Here is a 19,990-nt window from a genome sequence, read left to right as displayed (position 1 = left end):
AAGGGATAAGCGTATGTTCAGGTCGGCCAATACGGCGCATTTCGCGCTGCACATTCCCGCTGTTCGTAATGATTTCAAGGTCCTCGCCTTTGACGGTGTAGAGGCCATCAGCGCCTTGTACGCGATCCAGGTTGAACTGGTCAGCGAAAACCCGAATGTCGATCCGGAGAGTCTGCTCGGTCAGCCCGCATTCCTTCAGTTCGGTCTCAACGGCGAAGGTCTTCATGGCCATATCGAAGAGGTGGTCGTCGGTGAAACCGGCAAGCGTCTGACCCATTACCACCTGTGCCTCGTCCCGGCGCTGCACTACTTGCAATTCAGCCACGACCAACGGATTTTCCAGAAGCTGACGGTGCCGCAAATCATCGCTCAGGTGCTCAAGGGGCACGGCATTCAGGCCGATGCGTTCACCTTCCATGTCAGCACCAGCCCGGAGCGCGAATACTGCACTCAATACGGGGAAAATAATTATGAGTTCCTCCAGCGTCTGTGCGCCGAGGACGGTATCGCGTGGCATTTTCAGCATTCGCCGAACGGTCATGTGCTGGTGTTCACCGACGATCAGACCTGGTTCCCGACACTGGCCGATACACCCTATCTACAAGATTCCGGCATGGTGGCGGATCACCCCGTGGTCAACCAGTTCTCCATGAGGTATCGCAGCCGCACCAGCACCACGACGCGTAGGCACTATGACTTCCAGCGCCCGAGTGTGATGCAGGAAAGCCGCTTCGCTGCCGAGTTCAGTCCCGTGCTCGAAGACTATCGCTACCCCGCACTGATCAAGAACGAGAAGCACGGCGACCAACTCGCTCGCCAGGCCCTGGAGCGGCACCGTGTCGATTACCGGCTGTTCGAGGGCCAGAGCGATCAGGCGACGCTGCGCAGTGGTCACTTTTTTACCCTGACCGAGCATCCGCGCGAACGCTGCAACGGTCTGTGGCTGTTGCTTAGCGTGACACACGCTGGAAAACAGCCACAGTCTCTGGAAGAGGCGATCACCAGCGACGTCCAATCCGAGGACGGCTTTACCCAAGGCTATCGCAACAGCTTCAGCGTCATTCCATGGGATGTGTTTTACCGACCGCCGATACGTACGCGAAAAATGCCACTGGTGAGTCAGACCGCCCGGGTGACCGGACCTGCCAGCGAGGAGATCTATTGCGATGAGTATGGTCGGGTCAAAGTCGAGTTCCATTGGGACCGGGCCGGACTCAACAGTGAAAGAAGCAGTTGCTGGTTGCGGGTATCCAGTAACTGGGCAGGTGAGAATTTCGGCTCCGTGACCATTCCGCGTGTCGGCATGGAAGTGGTCGTGACCTTCCTGGAAGGCAATCCCGATCATCCGCTCATTACCGGTTGCGTGATGAACAAGGTCAACTCGGCGCCCTACCCACTGCCCGAGCACAAAACCAAAACCGTATTGCGCAGCCACAGCTCCCCGCACACCGGGGGGTACAACGAACTGTCGCTCGAAGACCGCGCCGGGCAGGAAAAAATCTACCTGCGGGCGCAGCGTGACTTCGAACAATTGGTTCTCAATGACAGCGACACCCGGATTGGCCGCGACCGTTTCGAGCAGGTGGATAATCACAGTACCTGCCTGATCAAGGGCGACGAGTCGCATACCACCCAAGGCGCGCGCAATACGGTGATCGGCGGCGATGAGCTGATCAACATCACCCGCAACAGCAGCACGACCGCAGAGGGCGCCTGGGTGATTCAGGCCGGGCCGCAGGCCCGTGTCACTGCCAACAACGTGGTGATTGATGCGGGGGCCAGCCTGACGCTCACGGCTGGCGGCCATCACCTGGTCATCAACTCCGCGGGGATTTTCAACAGCGTAGCCCTTGTCGAAGGCGGGGTGCCGGTACCCGGGATAGCACCGCAGGCGGCTGGCTCATTACTCCCCGTAGCGTCGCAACAGCTTGCGCTATCACTGGCCGCGCAAAAACGGGCATTGGCTCAGGCGGCTCAGATGGCCGCACCGATTTGCGCCGTGTGTCAAAAGCTGGCGGAGAAACGGACATGAGTCAGGCGTATCTGCTGCTGGATCGAACCCGCATTGAACGTCTGCCCGAGCGGCTGTTTGAGCTGGGGAGCACGACGTTCCGGTCACTCTACCGCAACACCGCTTATGGCCCATTGGAGGAAGTCGGGCCGGTCCTGGTGCCTGTTTCTCCCGATAGCCCGCTGGCCCAGCGATTTTTCCAGGAGTGGAGCACGGCCTGCGGCATCTGGCTGGAGTCAGAGGCGCAAGAAGAGGTCGTGCTTGGGCATTTACGCAGCCTGATTCACGTGCGTGTCGAAGGGGATGTCACGGTCCTGTTCCGTTACCACGACCCCCGGATCGCGGCCTTGTGGCTAACCTCGCTGCCCGCTTTCGAGCGTGATCGCTTGATGGGACCTGTGCGACTGATCCGGCTCCCGGAACTGGAGATCCACCAGGAAAATCCCGATCAACCCGCTGCACTCTATGCGCATGAGCCCTGGCTGTTGCTGTCCGCGCATCAGCTGGAGCACTTGGGCAGCGCCCAGCGTCAGCACTTCGCTCAACAGTTGATCGAACACGGTCAGCACTACTTTCCCCAATACCTGCAAGGACTGGACGCCGGGGCATTGCAACAGTGGGCGTTGCACTGCCAGCAGCATGCCGGCCGTCACGGGTACAGCGCCATCGATGAGGTCCTGCTCTGGGCTCGCTTCCAGGCTTTGCTGGGCACCGACTTTCCCGATGCGCCGGCTCACGCCAGTTACCGAAACATGTTGACCGAGCCCGGCCTGTCGCCCAGGCAACGGCTGGATAACCTGAACGCCGAACTGACGCGGCGGCAGGTCACCGACAAGGAGTTCTCCCTATGAGCGCAGAGCAACTGGCCTGGATTGATCGAGCCGCCCAGGCCGAGCGCGCCGCCAAGGCGCAGCCTCACATCGATATCAACTGTACGCTGATGCCGTGCCCCGCCAGCCAGGCGGAGCTTTTCGTCGTGCCCGTGCGTTATGCCCTGGCCGAGGAAAAGGCCGAAAACCCCTGCTGCGCCCCCGGCGTGTCCACCCAGGGCCGGCCCATGGCGGTGCGACGCCTGCGTGCCGGGTTTGTTTATCTGTGGCAGGACCAGGGTCCGCTCAAGCGCTATGGCGTCTCGCGCTCTGGCCAGTTCAAGGAACAGGCACTGGACGAGGATGAAACCCTGCTGCTCAAGGCTCCCCTGTCGGGGTTGGCATTGGAAAAAATCCATGATGCCTGGATGCTCTACAGCGAATTCCCCTTGAACCCCGAGCACTGCAAGGCGCTGAGTGACAGCAGCGCCAAGCGCCATGAACACATGCGCCATATCGCCCTGCGTACCGTGGCCAACGAACTGCAAGCCAAACATTGCCCGCCGCTGGAACAAGCCGCCGAGGTCATGGCTGAACTGCTCCCCGACACCTTCGCCCGTGCCCTGAAAGCGGACCTGAAGCGGGGCGTCGAGGATACCGACGCGCTGGGCGACGCCGTGCTGAAGGACCCGACCCCAGGCAACATCAAGGCTTACACCGACGCCATGCACCGCGCCCGTGAGCGCAAACGCATCCTCGCTGAGCATCCCGATGCCAGCGACCAGCGGCCCGGCGAGTGGAGCGCCGAGCCGTGGGAGGGGCAGGGCACTCAGGATTGGCTGGACGGCGCCACGGCACAAACCGAGGGGCTGTTCGCCGTCTTCGCCTGTCTCGACGACGACCTGGGTGTGCTGCGTGACATCAATCACGAACAGGAATGGCTGGAGGCGAACCACGAAAAATGGCTGGGCGAGAATAATCTGCGCCTGAGCATCGGCGGGTTCGTGCGCAGCCTGATCAGCGAGGACGGCGCCGAACTGGCCGGGTCCATCAGCTACCGCTACAAGGCGCATGAGCTCAAGCTCACGCCCGCACAGGGCCAGGTCATGCTCGACACCCAGCATCGGCTGGATGAGGAGCTCAAGGCCGAAACCCAGGCCCGTCGATACGGCGGGCAGCCCACCCGGGCCCAGGCCGCCGAACGCGACGCCCGGATTGCGGGCATCGTCGCCCCGGTGCGGGCCTTTATTCCGGAGGACCTGTACACCGAAGCAGAATTCGTCGTCCGCGAATACCGCGCCGAAAAGCACGCCAACCTCAATAACCATCTCTTCAGTGCCAAGGTCGGCAAATACATCGACCTCGAGGCGATGAACACCTGGTTCACCCAAACCGCCGCGGCGCACTACCAACATCTGGAGCAACGTCACACCGTGCTGTTTGCCGATCGGGGCCTGTACCTCAAGCGCTCACACAGCGGCACCTGGTTTGTGGACTACGACGACCTGGAGACGCGCCGCTGGCTGACCGAACTGGCCACCGGCTGCCTGACCGCCCAGTGCATTCGCGCCCAGGGGGCCGAACAATACGCCGACTACATCCGCGCCCCTGACGGCGGCGCCCTGAAGCAACTGTTCAACGCCTGGACACCCTCCATCGATGCGGCCGTTAACAGCGCTTCCCGCCTGAGCGAGCTGATGGCCGCACTGGCCTCCGACAACCTCAGCGCGACCCATCAGGCACTGGCGCCGTTGAGTGAGCCGACCCTGCGCGACATTGCCTACATGGCGCGGGACGTCGGCAGCCAATGGAGCGTGCTGGTCAACCGGTTGGCGGCGGCGCTGTTGCTGCTCAAGGGTGACAGCGGCCTCGGCCGTTCCTGGATGGGCATCTTTGTCGCCGCGCGCCTGGGCAACGACACGCGCTTGCAGTTTGTCACCGAGGCGGGCCGGCCAGTGGCGAAGCTGATGGGCCAACAGGCCGAAGCGCTGGGCCAATGGGCCAGGGCAACCGGCAAGGCCATTGGCGCGGGGCAGGTGGGGCGGATCATCCAATCGCCGGTGGTGGCCAACAGTGGTGGGGTGGTGCCGTTGGCGGCGTTGTTGTTGAACGTGGTCAATGCGAATAACTATTTGAGTCAGGCCGGGGTGTTGGAGGGGATGGACAGCCGGCGGGTCAATGACACGATTTCGGCGACGTTGTATGCGGGGGCGGCGTTGGTGGCGGTGGTTGATAATCAGGTGCGGAAGGGGTTGAGGGTTAGAGAAATGTCCCTGCGTCTGCCTGATGGCCGGGTTGGAAGCGCGCCCACACTGACTCTGTTTGGTGGGGTGATTGGTGCACTTTCTACTGGCGCAGCAGTAAACGAATTCCAATCCCTGCAAAAACAATTGGAAAACGCCCAAAATCGAGTCGATCCGTGGCTGGAGATGCGCCAAACCGTGGTCGGTGGACAAATAGCGACTTTCGGCACCCAGGCGTTATTAGGGTTTGGCTACACCGCTCGTGCCCTGGCAGGGTCAATTACCGTCGATGTCGCCATCTTGCGTTACACGCTGTACATGGGACCGTTGAACTGGCTGATTCTCATACTTGGCGTGCTGTACCTGATCACCAGCCTCCTGCAGAAAACCCCGCTGCAAAACTTCCTGAACCACTGCTGCTGGTCAAAGGCGCGGGCCAACGATCTGCAGCCAATCCCGCCCAAAGCCCAGCAGGATGAGCTCGACCGGCTCTACTTCATCCTGTATGCGCCTCGGGTCAGCATGGAAAGCAACTTGAAGTCCAACCATGGTAATGGCCCTTCCCGCCTCGAGTATTACAGTTCCATCAATCACCTCACCCTCGACTTGCCAGGTGCCGAGCCCCGCAGTGTGTACCTGGAACTGAGCATGGTCGGTGATCCGCTGGACAGCCTGAACTCCCGTGAACAGATCAAAACCGGCCGGCGCGATCATTTCAAGCCACTGCGTCCCTGGCGCGATCTGACGCCGCACTGGCTGGCCAGCAGCGCCTGCCAGTGGATACCGTTCAAGGAAGGCCAGGGCCTGCGCCTGAGCGGCCCGTTCAACACACTGAGCAATGTCCTGAGCTCCCAACCCGCCACGGTTTCCCTGCGTGTGCGCTATCGCACGCCATTGACCGCCATGCTCGGCGCCCAACACTTCATCGGCGGCGAGCGAGGGCTGGCCTTTACCCTGAATCACTCAACGGGCGTGACGGCACTGTGGGGGGACCCGACGCCGGAACTGGACCGGGTACCGAACTACCCGCTCGGCGAGGGCCACCCCGGCGCGATTTACCTGCAACCCAAGGGCAAACGATGAGCACGCCCCCGGCAGGCACCACGAAAAAACGGCTGCTTTCGCGCAATGACTATCTGGCGCCGTTGCCTATACCCACCGGAGAAAAACCGCTGGACGTGCTCAACGTCATCTGGCGCAAGAACGAGGTATTTATAGATATTGGCAACTACAGCATCGGCTCTGCGGTGATGGTGATGTGGCCTTCTCTGATGGTGTTTTTGCTGATGGGTTACATCACACCTGAGCCTGGAATGATCTGGATTGGGGCATTGATCATCATCGGCATCCCTTCAATGATCTTGATCCACGGCCTCTTCCGAGAAGTCCCGCTCCCCGTACGCTTCAACCGCCAACGCCGAGAAGTCTGCGTCCCGCGCGACGATGGCGAATACTGGATTGTCCCGTGGGAAACCGTGACCGCCGCCGCCACCCAGCAGTCGTCGGTCAGTCAGGCCGGTCGAGCCACGATGGGTTTATTGATCATTGGTTTCGAAAACCCGGACCCGCAGGCTCGGCAAGACAACAAGCACTATTCATTGGGCTTCAACTGCGGCGGCGGGACCACGGCGATGGCGTTGTGGGAGTGCATGCGCAGCTATATGGAGATAGGGCCGCAGGCTCTGCCAGTCACAAATGACTTTGAAGGCGGGCGAGAAAAGCTGCGGGGTAGAAACGTCGTTTGGGGTATTAGCTGTGAATATCTGGATGGCATCAGGCGATACCTGGTCGCGCAGGAAGTGGGCAAGGCGCTATGGCTGGTCATCGGGGCCATATTTCTAGGTGGTCCGCTGGCGATGATGTTGCAGGAATGGAAATTATCGCCACCCCCCGAATTGCCCTATCCCGACATCACCGAATGGTCAAAACCCCTGCCTCCCGAGCAATGGGCCAAACGCTCCCCGGAACTGGAAGCCGCCATCGCCGAGCGCGAGGCGGAACTGGCCGCGCAGGCGGAGCGAGAGTTGGCGTGATGGCGCATACCCGAGGCCTGCGTGTGCGTTATCGCACGCCATTGACTGCCATGCTCGGCGCCCAACACTTCATCGGCGGCGAGCGGGGGCTGGCCTTCACCCTGAATGATTCAACGGGCGTGACGGCCCTCTGGGCGGACCCGACGCCGGAACTGGACCGGGTACCGAACTACCCGCTCGGCGAGGGCCATCCCGGTGCGATTTACCTGCAACCCAAGGGCAAACGATGAGCACGCCCCCGGCAGGCACCACGAAAAAACGGTTGCTTTCGCGCAATGACTACCTGGCGCCGTTGCCCATCCCCACTGGTCGAAAACCCTCCGATGTGCTCAACGTTATCTGGCGCAAGAACGACGTGTTTCTGGATGTCGGCAACTACAGTATCGGTTCGGCGGTGATGGTGATGTGGCCGTCCCTGATGGTGTTTGTGCTTATGGGTTACATCACACCTGAGCCTGGAATGATTTGGATTGCGGCATTAATCATCATCGGCATCCCTTCAATGATCTTGATCCAAGGCCTCTTCCGCGAAGTCCCTCTACCCGTGCGCTTCAACCGCCAGCGTCGAGAAGTCTGTGTCCCGCGCGACGATGGCGAATACTGGATCGTCCCGTGGGAAACCGTGACCGCCGCCGCCACCCAGCAGTCGTCGGTCAGTCAGGCCGGTCGAGCCACGATGGGTTTATTGATCATTGGTTTTGAAAACCCGGACCCGCAGGCCCGGGAAGACAACAAGCACTATTCATTGGGCTTCAACTGCGGCGGCGGGACAACGGCGATGGCGTTGTGGGAGTGCATGCGCAGCTACATGGAAATTGGTCCGGAAGCTGCGCCTGAGGCCGCAGCACTTAACTCTGGTGCCAACCTGCGCTATTACATCGATTACCTGAACGATAAAGCCAAAGAGCGCGGCTGGTTTTTGACACTGCTGTGGGAAGGAGTATTCGGCGTATTTATCTTCAATGCTCCACTCGCCACCTACCTGCAAAGGAAAAAGCTGTACCCGCCGCCAGACCTGCTTTATCCCGACATCATCGAATGGTCAAAACCCTTGCCTCCCGATCAATGGGCCAAACGCTCCCCGGAACTGGAGGCCGCCATCGCCCAGCGCGAGGCGGAACTGGCCGCGCAGACGGAGCGGGAGTTGGCGTGACGGCGCATATCCAGGGCCTGCGCCTGAGCGGCCCGTTCAACACACTGAGCAATGTCCTGAGCTCCCAACCCGCCACGGTTTCCCTGCGTGTGCGCTATCGCACGCCACTGACCGCCATGCTCGGCGCCCAACACTTCATCGGCGGCGAGCGGGGGCTGGCCTTCACCCTGAATGATTCAACGGGCGTGACGGCCCTGTGGGGGGACCCGACGCCGGAACTGGACCGGGTACCGAACTACCCGCTCGGCGAGGGCCACCCCGGCGCGATGTACCTGCAACCCAAGAGCAAACGATGAGCACGCCCCCGGCAGGCTCCACGAAAAAACGGCTGCTTTCGCGCAATGACTATCTGGCGCCGTTGCCCCTACCTACCGGAGAAAAACCGCAGGACGTGCTCAATACCATCTGGCGCAAGAACGAGGTGTTTTTGGATGTTGGCAACTACAGCATCGGCTCGGCGGTGATGGTGATGTGGCCTTCGATGATGGTGGTTCTAGCCATGTCTTTCTTCACGCGAAATCTCGACTCTGATTTCAGCCAAGGTATCTTGATCCTGGGGGCGGTTATTTTGGGCATTCCGGTGCTGATCTTGATCCAAGGCCTCTTCCGCGAAGTCCCCTTACCCCTACGCTTTAACCGCCAGCGCCGAGAAGTCTGCGTCCCGCGCGACGATGGCGAATACTGGATCGTCCCATGGGAAACCGTGACCGCCGCCGCCACCCAGCAGTCGTCGGTCAGTCAGGCCGGTCGAGCCACCATGGGTTTGTTGATCATTGGTTTTGAAAACCCGGACCCGCAGGCCAGGGAGGAAAAGAAGCACTATTCATTGGGCTTCAACTGCGGCGGCGGGACTACGGCGATGGCGTTGTGGGAGTGCATGCGCAGCTATATGGAGATAGGGCCGCAGGCTCTGCCAGTCACAAATGACTTTGAAGGCGGGCGAGAAAAGCTGCGGGGTAGAAACGTCGTTTGGGGTATTAGCTGTGAATATCTGGATGGCATCAGGCGATACCTGGTCGCGCAGGAAGTAGGCAAGGCGCTATGGCTGGTCATCGGGGCCGTATTTCTAGGTGGTCCGCTGGCGATGATGTTGCAGGAATGGAAATTATCGCCACCCCCCGATTTGCCCTATCCCGACATCATCGAATGGTCAAAACCCCTGCCACCCGAGCAATGGGCCAAACGCTCCCCGGAACTGGAAGCCGCCATCGCCGAGCGCGAGGCGGAACTGGCCGCGCAGGCCGAGCGGGAGTTGGCGTGACGGCGAATATCCAGGGTCGCGGTGAGCCGATCAAAAACAGCCCATCCCGTCACTGGCGGGCAATCCACTGGCTCGCCAGCGAAGACGTCCTTGAAAACGCCAGCGATTTATCGGGCGGTCACCTGGGCCACCTTTACCACCGCCGGCTTCAACACCAACCACAACGCCGCCGCAATCAACACCCCGCCATAGATGTGCGCCATCGACAGTGGCTCGTCGAGAAACAGTGCACCCCACAACACGCCGAACAGCGGGATCAGGAAGGTCGTGGTCATCGATTTCACCGGGCCAATCGAGCTCAGGAGGCGGAAGTAAACGATGTAGGCAAACGCCGTGCAGCCCAGTCCCAACCCCAGCAAGGACAGCCAGACATTCCACCCGCCCCAGCTCGCCGGTGGCTGGCTGATCACGCTGTAGCCGAACAGGGGCAGCAGGAACAACGTTGCGCCGAGCATGCTGCCCAGTGCCGACAAACGGCTGTCGAGACCACCAGCCTGATCGAGCCAGCGGCGGGCCAGAAACCCCGCAAAGCCGTAGCAAGTGGTGGCGAGCAGGCAGGCGAGGGCGCCCATCAGCAATTGCAGGTCGAATGCCACCGGGCCAGCGCGGGTCAGCACGCCGACGCCGAACAGTCCGAGAAAAACCCCGCCGAGCTTGGCAGCGGTGAGTTTTTCACTGAAGAACAGGCCGCCGATCAACACGCCCATCAACGGTGTGGTGGCATTGAAAATCGACGAATAGCCGGCCGGTAGCACCTGTGCGGCCACCGAATAGAGCGTCGCCGGAATCCCGGAGTTGATCACGCCGAGCAGCATCACGGTCTTGAGCTTGCCTTTGAAGTCCCAGCTGATGCGCATCAGGCCGAGAATCACCAGTAGTCCGGCAGCGGCTATCGATACGCGGAAAAAAGCGGTCGGAAGGCTGCCAATCACCGGGGCAATGATGCGCATGAACAGAAAACTCGCACCCCAGATGGCCGCCAGCGACAGTAAACGAACGATATCGGCAGGGCTCACGGCTCACTCCTTCTTGATCGGGACGAGAGTGTTGCCGAGCGCCTTGCCTGTGGCAACCGGAAAACCGGCATCAAATTACAAAGCGTGTCACCAGGCCGTTAAGGTCGACGGCCAGTCGCGACAATTCATGACTGGCGGCCGAGGTCTGGGTGGCGCCAGCGGCAGTCTGGGTCGAAAGATCGCGGATGTTCACCAGGTTATGATCGACTTCCCGGGCCACCAGCGCTTGCTGTTCGGCCGCGCTGGCAATCACCAGGTTGCGCTCGTTGATCTGCGAAATCGACGCGGTGATTTTCTCCAGCGCATTGCCGGCGCTGTTGGCTCGACGCAAGGTCTGGTTCGCATGCTCGGCGCTGCTTTGCAAGGCACTGACCGTGGTCCCGGTGCCTTGCTGGATGTTGGTGATCATCAGCTCGATTTCTTCGGTGGAATTCTGCGTGCGTTGCGCCAGTGAACGCACCTCATCGGCCACCACGGCGAACCCGCGTCCGGCTTCACCGGCCCGCGCCGCTTCGATGGCGGCATTGAGCGCCAGCAGGTTGGTCTGCCCGGCGATACCGCGGATCACTTCCAGGACCTTGCTGATGTCCTGCGCCTGATCGGCCAGGCCCTGGGCCTGTTCCGATGCGCTGATCACTTCGCTGACAAGGCCCTGAATCGAGGTGATGGTTTCGCTGACCTGAACGTGCCCGTGCTTGCTGTCCTCGTTCGACGCCTGCGAGGCTTCAGCGCTGGACACGGCATTGGCGGCGACTTCATCCACCGCCGTGCTCATCTCGGTGACGGCGGTGGCAGCCATTTCGATCTGGTCATTCTGTTGTTGCAGGCTGCGGGTACTTTGCTCCATCACCGAACTCATTTCCTCGGCCGCGGAAGCCAGTTGCTGGGCCGATTCGCTGATGCCGTGGATGGTCGAGCGCAGGTTGCCCTGCATGTCGGCCAGGGCATCGAGCAACTGCGCAGCTTCGTCCTTGCCGTCGCTGACAATCTTGCCGCTGAGGTCGCCCGAGGCAATTCGGCGCGCGACGTTCAATGCCTGATTGATTGGCGTGGTGATGCTGCGGGTCAGTGCCCAGGCCAGCAGCAGGGTGGCAATCAATGCGATGACGATGATCGAGCTGACGATCCATTGCGCGCGCTGGTACAACGATGTGGCGGTATCGGCGGCGGCATCGGCTCCCTGCTGATTGAGACTGATCATCGACTCCAGGGTTTTATCCAAAAGGCTGCCCAGCACGCTCATTTCAACGTTGAGGTGATCGTAAGTCCGGCTGTCATGGCCGGCGTCGATGTGGACAATAATCTGGTCGACGAGTGACAGGTACTTGGCGACGGCCGCCTTCAGACTGTCGAGCATGCCTCGTTCCTGATCGCTTGACAGCAGGGCTGCATAATTGTTGAGGCGCTGGAGCAACTCCTGGCGTTGAGCGCTGATGATGCCCTTGCTCGTTTCCTGGACCTCGCGGCGGCTGCTGGTCCTCATCCGCAACGATTCCAGGCGGATGGTCGCAATGTTGGCCGCGGTGTCGTGGATGCTCTCGCTGCTCGGCATCCACACTTCTTCAATAACCCTCGCGCTTTCACGAAGGGTCCCCATCTGACCGATGCCGAATAATCCGACCAGCACCAGAAGGCTGGCCAGAACGGCGAAACTCAAACTTGCACGCAAACCGATGCGAAGATTCCTTAACGGCATGAAATTATTCCTTTGGCGTATTAGTAGAGAGGTCGTCCTCGTTGACCGAAGATCTTGTTTTTAGGCGGGTGAAGGCGGCGTGTATATCAAAGTGCCATTATTTTGGTAAGACCGACCTTCGTACCGTTTCAGGACGAGCGGAGATATGAAGGCCCCACAGGACAGAGGTGAGCCTGAATGTGCTGATGGCTTGATTGGATCCAAACGCCGCGTGGTACGCGGGTTTCGGGTGAATTGATTCATTGTTCAATAGAGGCTGGCGGCGATGGTTTTCTGACTAAACGGTCGAGTTAAAAAAAACGAAAAAAACATCGCTGACCCAACGAATTGTTCAGGTGTCGGCGGAAATTACGCTTCTCCTGTACCCGCTTCAGTGGCTAAGCTCTGGCTTCCCGAATTCCCGCAGAGGTCTCACCATGCCGCAGCAATGGCCAGCCGCCGACATCGCCCGAATGATCCTCGATGGCTTTGACGATTACCGCGAGCATTTTCGCCAGATCACCGATGGCGCCCGGGCCCGTTTCGAGCAGGCACAGTGGCAGGAGACGCAGTCGGCCTCGGCGGCGCGGATCAATCTGTACGAAGACAAGGTCAGCGAAACCGTCGAGCGCCTGCGCACGGCGTTTGATACCGACACGCTGGACGTGAGCTCCTGGCCGCTGGTGAAAAGCGCCTACATCAGCCTGATCGACCTGCGGTTCGACGATGAACTGTCCGAGACCTGGTACAACTCGATTTTCTGCGGGCTGTTCAGCCATGACCTGATCAGCGACGGCTGCATGTTCATCCACACCACCCGGCCGAGCCTGCGCCGGGCCCGCGCCGCGCAAACCCGTACCTATAAACCCCATGGCCAGTTGTCGGGCATGCTGGCAAGCATCTTTGCCGACTATCGCTTCAGCGAGGAATACGCCGATTTGCCTGGCGACCTGCGCCGCCTTGAGGCGCAATTGCGCGAGAACCTGCCGGACTGGGTATGCAAGGACCCGGAGCTGAGCGTCGAACTGTTTTCCTCGGTGCTGTACCGCAACAAAGGCGCGTACCTGGTGGGACGCATCTACACCGCCGATGAACAATGGCCACTGGCGATTCCGCTGCTGCATCGCGAGGGCCATGGTATCCAGATCGATGCGCTGATCACCGACGAGGCGGACGTGTCGATCATCTTCTCGTTCACCCGTTCGTATTTCATGGTCGATGTACCGGTGCCGGCGGAGTTCATCGGCTTCCTCAAGCGCATCCTGCCGGGCAAGCACATTGCCGAGCTGTACACCTCGATCGGTTTCTACAAGCACGGCAAGTCCGAGTTCTATCGGGCGCTGATCAACCACTTGGCCAACACCGACGACCAGTTCATCATGGCCCCCGGCGTGCGCGGCATGGTCATGAGCGTGTTCACCCTGCCGGGCTTCAACACGGTGTTCAAGATCATCAAGGACCGGTTTTCGCCGTCGAAAAACGTCGATCGCGCCACGGTGATCGAGAAGTACCGGCTGGTGAAAAGCGTCGACCGCGTCGGGCGCATGGCCGATACCCAGGAGTTCGCCGACTTCCGTTTCCCCCTGAGCAAGTTCGAGCCGGCGTGCCTGGAAGAACTGCTGGAGGTCGCGCCGTCCACGGTGTCGGTGGAGGGTGACACGGTGCTGATCCGCCACTGCTGGACCGAACGGCGCATGACCCCGCTGAACCTCTACCTGGAAAACGCCAACGAGGCCCAGGTGCGCGAGGCCCTGGAAGACTACGGCCTGGCGATCAAGCAACTGGCGGCGGCCAACATCTTTCCCGGCGACATGCTGCTGAAAAACTTCGGTGTCACCCGTCACGGTCGCGTGGTGTTTTACGACTACGACGAGATCTGTTTCCTCACCGAGGCCAACTTCCGCCATATCCCGGCACCGCGTACCCCTGAGGATGAAATGGCTTCCGAGCCGTGGTATTCGATCGGGCCGCTGGACGTGTTCCCGGAGGAGTTCCCGCCGTTTTTGTTTGCCGATTCGGGGCAGCGCAAGTTGTTCAATCAACTGCATGGTGAGCTGTACAACGCCGATTACTGGAAAAGCCTGCAAGAGGCCATTCGGGCGGGCAAGGTCATTGACGTTTTCCCATACCGGCGCAAAGGCCTGGATAACGAATAGCCCTCCCTCAGACACGAACTTCTGTAGGCGCCGGCAAGCCGGCTCCTACAAGGGATCTCGTTCAACCTTTAAATCTGCGACAATCCCTGACCTGCGCCACTAGACGACTGAATTGCGTACCTGATGACCGACGAATCGCCCTCCATCGACAAATTGCTGAAAAACCTCGATCACGCCATGCTCGCCGACCGCCACCGGTTGCGGCGGCAGTTGCTTGAGCTGCGCAAGAAACCCGACGAGGCCAGGCTGGCCCAGTGGGTGACCCGCATGCAGGCGTCCTGTGATCAGGTGCTGGCGCGCAAGGCCAGCCTGCCGGTGATTCGTTACGACGACAGCCTGCCGATCGCCGCCAAGCGTGACGAAATCAAAGAGGCGTTGCTCAAGCATCAGGTGCTGATCATTGCTGGCGAAACCGGCTCGGGCAAAACCACCCAGTTGCCGAAGATCTGCCTGGAAATCGGTCGTGGCCAGCATGGCTTGATCGGTCACACCCAGCCGCGCCGAATCGCTGCGCGCAGTGTGGCCAGCCGCGTCGCCGAGGAATTGGGCACGCCGCTGGGGGCGCTGGTCGGCTACCAGGTGCGGTTCGAGGATCAGAGCGATGCCAATACCCTGATCAAACTGATGACCGACGGCATCCTGCTGGCGGAAACTCAGAACGACCGTTATCTGGAACGCTACGACACGATCATCGTCGACGAAGCCCACGAACGCAGTCTCAACATCGACTTCCTGCTCGGCTACCTGAAAACCCTGCTGCCGCGTCGCCCGGACCTGAAAGTCATCATCACTTCGGCGACCATCGACCTGGAGCGCTTTTCCAGGCACTTCGACGATGCGCCGATTGTCGAAGTGTCCGGTCGCACCTTCCCGGTGGACACCTGGTATCGCCCGCTGACCCTGGAGCAGGACGAAGAGGGCAACCGTGTCGAGGACGATTTGACCGTCGATCAGGCGATCCTCGCCACCCTCGATGAAATCGCCGCCTACGAACGCAGTGAACGCCGCAGTCCTGGCGACGTGCTGGTGTTTTTGCCCGGCGAGCGCGAAATTCGCGACGCCGCCGACATGCTGCGCAAGGCCCAGCTCAAGCACACCGAGATTCTGCCGCTGTACGCGCGCCTGTCACCGGCCGAGCAGCAGCGGATTTTCCAGTCGCACCCTGGCCGTCGCGTGGTCCTGGCGACCAACGTCGCGGAAACCTCGCTGACGGTGCCGGGCATTCGCTACGTGATCGACAGCGGCACCGCGCGCATCAGCCGCTACAGCTATCGCGCCAAGGTCCAGCGCCTGCCCATCGAAGCCATTTCCCAGGCCAGCGCCAACCAGCGCAAGGGCCGTTGCGGACGGGTCGAGCCGGGCATTTGCGTGCGCCTGTACAGCGAAGAAGATTTTCTCGGGCGCCCGGAGTTCACCGATCCGGAAATCCTGCGGACCAACCTCGCGGCGGTCATTTTGCAGATGCTGCACCTGCGCCTCGGCGAGGTCACCGCGTTTCCGTTTATCGAGCCGCCCGATGGCAAGGCCATCAGCGACGGTTACAACCTGCTGCAAGAACTCTCGGCGGTGGACCGCAACAGCCAGCTGACCCCGCTTGGCCGGCAACTGGCGCGGCTGCCGGTGGACCCGCGCATGGGCCGCATGTTGCTCGAAGCGGCCAAGCTCGGCAGTTTGCAGGAAGTGCTGATCGTCGCCAGCGCCATGTCGATCCAGGACCCGCGCGAACGTCCACCGGAGCGTCAGCAAGCGGCGGATCAGGCCCACGCGCAATGGAAAGACGCCGACTCGGACTTCGCCGGGCTGGTCAATCTGTGGCGTGGTTTCGAAGAGCAGCGCCAGGCACTGACCGCCAGCCCGCTGCGTAACTGGTGTCGCAAGAATTTCCTGAATTACCTGCGTCTGCGCGAGTGGCGGGATTCCCATCGCCAGTTGAGTCTGATCTGCCGCGACATGCAGCTGAGCCTCAACAAAGAGCCGGCGGACTATCCGAAACTGCACAAAGCCGTGCTGGTGGGCCTGCTCAGCCAGATCGGCCAGAAAACCGAAGACGGCGACTACCTGGGCGCCCGTCAGCGGCGTTTCTGGATTCATCCGTCGTCGGGTATCGGCAAGAAGCGCCCGCAATGGCTGATGGCCGCAGAACTGGTGGAAACCACCAAGCTCTACGCGCGCATGGTGGCCAAGATCGATGCCGACTGGATCGAGCCGCTGGCCGGGCACCTGATCAAGAAAAACCACTTCGAACCCCATTGGGAGAAAAAGCGCGGCCAGGTCGTGGCGTTCGAACAGATCACCCTGTTCGGGCTGATCGTGGTCGGTCGCCGGCCGGTGCATTACGGCCCGGTCGACCCGGTGGTGTCCCGTGAACTGTTTATCCGTGAAGCGCTGGTGCGCGGCGAGATTCAGTCCAAGGCCAAGTGCCTGACGGCGAACAAGCAGTTGCTGGAACAACTTGACGAACTGGAAGCCAAGGCCCGCCGTCGCGATATTCTCGCCGATGAAGAAACCCTGTTCGCGTTCTATGACGCGCGACTGCCGGCGGAGATCCATCAGACCGCGACCTTCGACAGCTGGTACCGCATCAACAGCCAGAAAAACCCGCAGCTGCTGATCATGCGCGAAGAGGACGTGCTGGCCCGCGAAGCCAGTGAAGTCACCGCCCAGCACTACCCGGACACCCTGCACATCGGTGATCTGGAACTGGCGCTCAGTTATCACTTCGAGCCGAACCATCCGCGCGACGGCGTGACCCTGCGTGTGCCGGCGCCGCTGTTGCCGATGCTGCCACCGGAGCGCCTGGAGTGGCTGGTGCCGGGTGTGATCGAAGCCAAATGCATTGCCCTGGTGCGTAACCTGCCCAAGGCGTTGCGCAAGAATTTCGTGCCGGTACCGGATTTCATCAAGGCGGCCTTGCAGCGCATGACCTTCGCCGAGGGCTCGTTGCCCCAGGCGTTGGGCCGCGAGCTGCTGCGCATGACCGGTGCCCGGGTCAGTGATGAGGCCTGGGCCGAGGCGGCGCAGCAGGTCGAAAGCCATTTGCGCATGAACCTGGAAATCGTCGACGCCCAGGGCAAGTTCCTCGGCGAAGGCCGTGATCTGGCCGAACTCACCGCGCGATTCGCCGAGGCCAGCCAGGCCGCGTTGGCGGTACCGCAAACCGCGAAAAGCCAACAACCGGTCGAGCCGAAGGTGTTTGCCGCCGTCGCCGAGAAAACCCAACAGAAGATCGCCGGGCTGTCGATGACGGTGTATCCGGCGTTGGTGGAAGAGGCGGGCACGGTCAAGGAAGGGCGTTTCTCGACGCCGGCCGAAGCCGAGTTCCAGCATCGTCGGGCCTTGCAGCGGCTACTGATGCAGCAACTGGCCGAACCGGCGAAGTTCCTGCGCGGCAAGTTGCCGGGGCTGACCGAACTGGGGTTGATGTACCGCGACATGGGGCGTGTCGACAGCCTGGTGGAAGACATTCTGCTGGCCAGTCTCGACAGCTGCATCCTCGAAGGCGAAGACCCGTTGCCCCGTGACGGTGCCGCGCTGGCATCGCTGGCCGAGCGCAAGCGTGGGGCCTGGACCGAGCACGCCGAGCGTCTGGCGAAGCTGACCCTGGAAATCCTCAAGCTCTGGCATGGCCTGCAAAAGCGTTTCAAGGGCAAGATCGACCTGGCGCAAGCCGTGGCCCTCAACGACATCAAGCAGCAGCTCAGCCATCTGGTGTATCCGGGGTTTGTCCGGGAAACGCCGATGCAATGGCTCAAGGAGTTGCCGCGTTATCTGAAAGCGGTCGAGCAGCGTTTCGAGAAAATCGGCGCTCAGGTGCAGCGGGACCGGGTCTGGAGCGGCGAATTGTCCGGCCTGTGGACGCAATACCAGACCCGCGCCAGCAAGCACGCCCAGGAGGGCAAGCGCGATCCGCAGCTGGAGCTGTATCGCTGGTGGCTGGAGGAATACCGGGTTTCGCTGTTCGCCCAGCAATTGGGAACCAAGGTACCGATTTCCGATAAACGCTTGAGCAAGCAATGGAGCCAGGTCGAGCCCTGACACGGTCCCCTGTAGGAGCGAGCTCGCTCCGGGCGGCGTTCCGACGATGGTCTTCAAGCTAACGCTGGATGCCTGACACCCCGCGGCGTTCATGCGTCCATCGCGAGCAGGCTCGCTCCTACAGGGGGGCACCTTTACTCTCGCCAATGGCGCCAAAACCCAAGGTTTATGGCAAACTTCGCGCCTATAAACGCCGGCCCCGCTGTTTTGAGCCTTCAGGTTCAGGCGGTACGGAATAAAGCGATGCCAGGTTTGCTTCCTGTGACTGGAACAATCCCTTTGTGTGTTGGTACGACGGTGCCAATACTTTCTGCCTGAACAGATAGAGACACGACCATGCATAACGTCGTCATCAGCGGCACCGGCCTGTACACACCGGCCAACAGCATCTCCAACGAAGAGCTGGTGCAGTCTTTCAATACCTATGTGGCGCAATTCAACGCCGACAACGCCGACGCCATCGCGCGTGGTGAAGTCGAAGCATTGACCGAGTCCAGTGCCGCGTTTATCGAAAAAGCCTCAGGCATCAAGAGCCGCTTTGTCATGGACAAGGAGGGCATCCTCGATCCGCAGCGCATGGCACCACGCCTGCCGGAACGCTCGAACGACGAATGGTCGGTGCTGTGCCAGATGGCCATTGGCGCCGCTGAACAAGCGTTGCAACGCGCCGGTAAAACAGCGGCGGACATCGACGGCGTGATCGTCGCCTGCTCCAACCTGCAGCGCGCTTACCCGGCGATTGCCATCGAAGTTCAGGAAGCGCTGGGCATCCAGGGCTTCGGTTTCGACATGAACGTGGCGTGTTCTTCCGCGACCTTCGGCATCCAGACCGCCGCCAACAGCATTCAGGTGGGCCAGGCCCGGGCGATCCTGATGGTCAACCCGGAAGTCTGCACCGGTCACCTCAATTTCCGCGACCGCGACAGTCACTTCATCTTCGGCGATGCCGCGACCGCCGTGATCATCGAACGTGCCGACCTGGCCACGTCTCCCTACCAGTTCGACATTGTCAGCACCAAGCTGCTGACCAAGTTCTCCAACAACATCCGCAACAACTTCGGCTTCCTCAACCGCGCTGCGGAAGAGGGCATCGGTGCCAGGGACAAACTGTTCGTCCAGGAAGGCCGCAAGGTATTCCGCGACGTTTGCCCGATGGTGGCCGAGCTGGTTGCGGCTCACCTGGAAGAGAACAAGTTGAACGTCAGCGATGTGAAACGCTTCTGGCTGCACCAGGCCAACCTGAGCATGAACCACTTGATCGTCAAGAAATTGCTCGGTCGTGATGCGACCGAACAGGAAGCGCCGGTGATTCTCGACACGTACGCCAACACCAGCTCCGCAGGTTCCGTGATTGCATTCCACAAGAACCAGGACGATCTGCCCGCCGGTTCATTGGCCGTGCTCAGCTCGTTCGGCGCCGGTTACTCGATCGGTAGCGTGATTCTGCGCAAGCGCTGAATCCGGCTGTTCCGCATCCCCTGTGGGAGCGGGCCTGCTCGCGAAGAGGTCGTGTCAGTTGGCGTCAATGCTGCCTGACACAGCGCTTTCGCGAGCAGGCTCGCTCCCACATTTGTTTCTACCTGTTCTTTTATGCTCCT

At 60.9% G+C, this 19,990-nt stretch carries 13 protein-coding genes; 11 read left to right on the top strand and 2 right to left on the bottom strand.

The features are described 5' to 3' along the window. The first annotated feature begins 13 nt into the window (after positions 1 to 13). Genes ACX3YF_RS30620 through ACX3YF_RS30585 form a run of 8 tightly spaced genes read left to right on the top strand, consistent with a single transcriptional unit; the run spans position 14 to position 9,510 of the window. Positions 14 to 2,032 carry a type VI secretion system Vgr family protein gene (locus ACX3YF_RS30620; RefSeq protein WP_458974802.1) on the top strand — a complete coding sequence of 673 codons (2,019 nt, stop codon included), beginning with the start codon at positions 14 to 16 and terminating at the stop codon, positions 2,030 to 2,032. Beyond that, positions 2,029 to 2,862, top strand: a complete 834-nt coding sequence (locus ACX3YF_RS30615) for a DUF4123 domain-containing protein (protein WP_448646047.1) — start codon at positions 2,029 to 2,031, stop codon at positions 2,860 to 2,862. The genes ACX3YF_RS30620 and ACX3YF_RS30615 overlap by 4 nt, the downstream gene beginning before the upstream one ends. Next, entirely contained in the window at positions 2,859 to 6,146 is a 3,288-nt protein-coding gene (locus tag ACX3YF_RS30610; RefSeq protein WP_458974801.1) for a toxin VasX, read from the top strand. Before ACX3YF_RS30615 ends, ACX3YF_RS30610 begins: the two co-directional genes overlap by 4 nt. Then, on the top strand, positions 6,143 to 7,096 hold the full coding sequence (locus ACX3YF_RS30605; protein WP_458974800.1) for a hypothetical protein: 954 nt from the start codon (positions 6,143 to 6,145) through the stop codon (positions 7,094 to 7,096). The genes ACX3YF_RS30610 and ACX3YF_RS30605 overlap by 4 nt, the downstream gene beginning before the upstream one ends. Beyond that, complete coding sequence (locus ACX3YF_RS30600) at positions 7,096 to 7,326, top strand: hypothetical protein (protein WP_196586913.1); 231 nt, start codon at positions 7,096 to 7,098, stop codon at positions 7,324 to 7,326. The genes ACX3YF_RS30605 and ACX3YF_RS30600 overlap by 1 nt, the downstream gene beginning before the upstream one ends. Beyond that, entirely contained in the window at positions 7,323 to 8,249 is a 927-nt protein-coding gene (locus ACX3YF_RS30595) for a hypothetical protein (RefSeq protein WP_458974799.1), read from the top strand. Before ACX3YF_RS30600 ends, ACX3YF_RS30595 begins: the two co-directional genes overlap by 4 nt. Continuing rightward, on the top strand, positions 8,246 to 8,545 hold the full coding sequence (locus tag ACX3YF_RS30590) for a hypothetical protein (RefSeq protein ID WP_458974798.1): 300 nt from the start codon (positions 8,246 to 8,248) through the stop codon (positions 8,543 to 8,545). The genes ACX3YF_RS30595 and ACX3YF_RS30590 overlap by 4 nt, the downstream gene beginning before the upstream one ends. Continuing rightward, the gene (locus ACX3YF_RS30585) at positions 8,542 to 9,510 is read left to right on the top strand and encodes a hypothetical protein (protein WP_130211469.1); all 969 of its coding nucleotides are present in this window, start codon (positions 8,542 to 8,544) and stop codon (positions 9,508 to 9,510) included. Before ACX3YF_RS30590 ends, ACX3YF_RS30585 begins: the two co-directional genes overlap by 4 nt. A 107-nt stretch (positions 9,511 to 9,617) precedes the next feature. Here the strand turns inward: ACX3YF_RS30585 and ACX3YF_RS30580 are convergent, their stop codons facing one another. Continuing rightward, positions 9,618 to 10,526 (bottom strand): DMT family transporter, encoded by a 909-nt coding sequence (locus tag ACX3YF_RS30580; protein WP_130211470.1) that lies wholly within the window; start codon positions 10,524 to 10,526, stop codon positions 9,618 to 9,620. Between the two features lie 70 nt (positions 10,527 to 10,596). After that, a complete protein-coding gene (locus ACX3YF_RS30575) occupies positions 10,597 to 12,222 on the bottom strand; it encodes a methyl-accepting chemotaxis protein (protein ID WP_458974797.1) in 1,626 nt (541 codons plus the stop codon). A gap of 416 nt (positions 12,223 to 12,638) precedes the next feature. On the opposite strand from ACX3YF_RS30575, the gene aceK reads away from it, so the two are divergent. The 3 genes from aceK to ACX3YF_RS30560 all read left to right on the top strand — a co-directional run bounded on the left by aceK (position 12,639) and on the right by ACX3YF_RS30560 (position 19,850). Further along, positions 12,639 to 14,357 (top strand): bifunctional isocitrate dehydrogenase kinase/phosphatase, encoded by a 1,719-nt coding sequence (gene aceK, locus ACX3YF_RS30570; RefSeq protein WP_130211472.1) that lies wholly within the window; start codon positions 12,639 to 12,641, stop codon positions 14,355 to 14,357. Positions 14,358 to 14,480: 123 nt separating this feature from the next. After that, a complete protein-coding gene (gene hrpA / locus ACX3YF_RS30565) occupies positions 14,481 to 18,392 on the top strand; it encodes an ATP-dependent RNA helicase HrpA (RefSeq protein ID WP_458974796.1) in 3,912 nt (1,303 codons plus the stop codon). Positions 18,393 to 18,728: 336 nt separating this feature from the next. Beyond that, positions 18,729 to 19,850, top strand: coding sequence for a beta-ketoacyl-ACP synthase III (locus ACX3YF_RS30560; RefSeq protein ID WP_047526900.1), 1,122 nt, complete (start codon positions 18,729 to 18,731; stop codon positions 19,848 to 19,850). The last annotated feature ends 140 nt before the right edge of the window (positions 19,851 to 19,990 follow it).

The sequence above is a fragment of the Pseudomonas fluorescens group sp. PF-69 genome (genome assembly GCF_054481235.1).
This window is presented reverse-complemented; position numbering and strand designations above follow the sequence as displayed.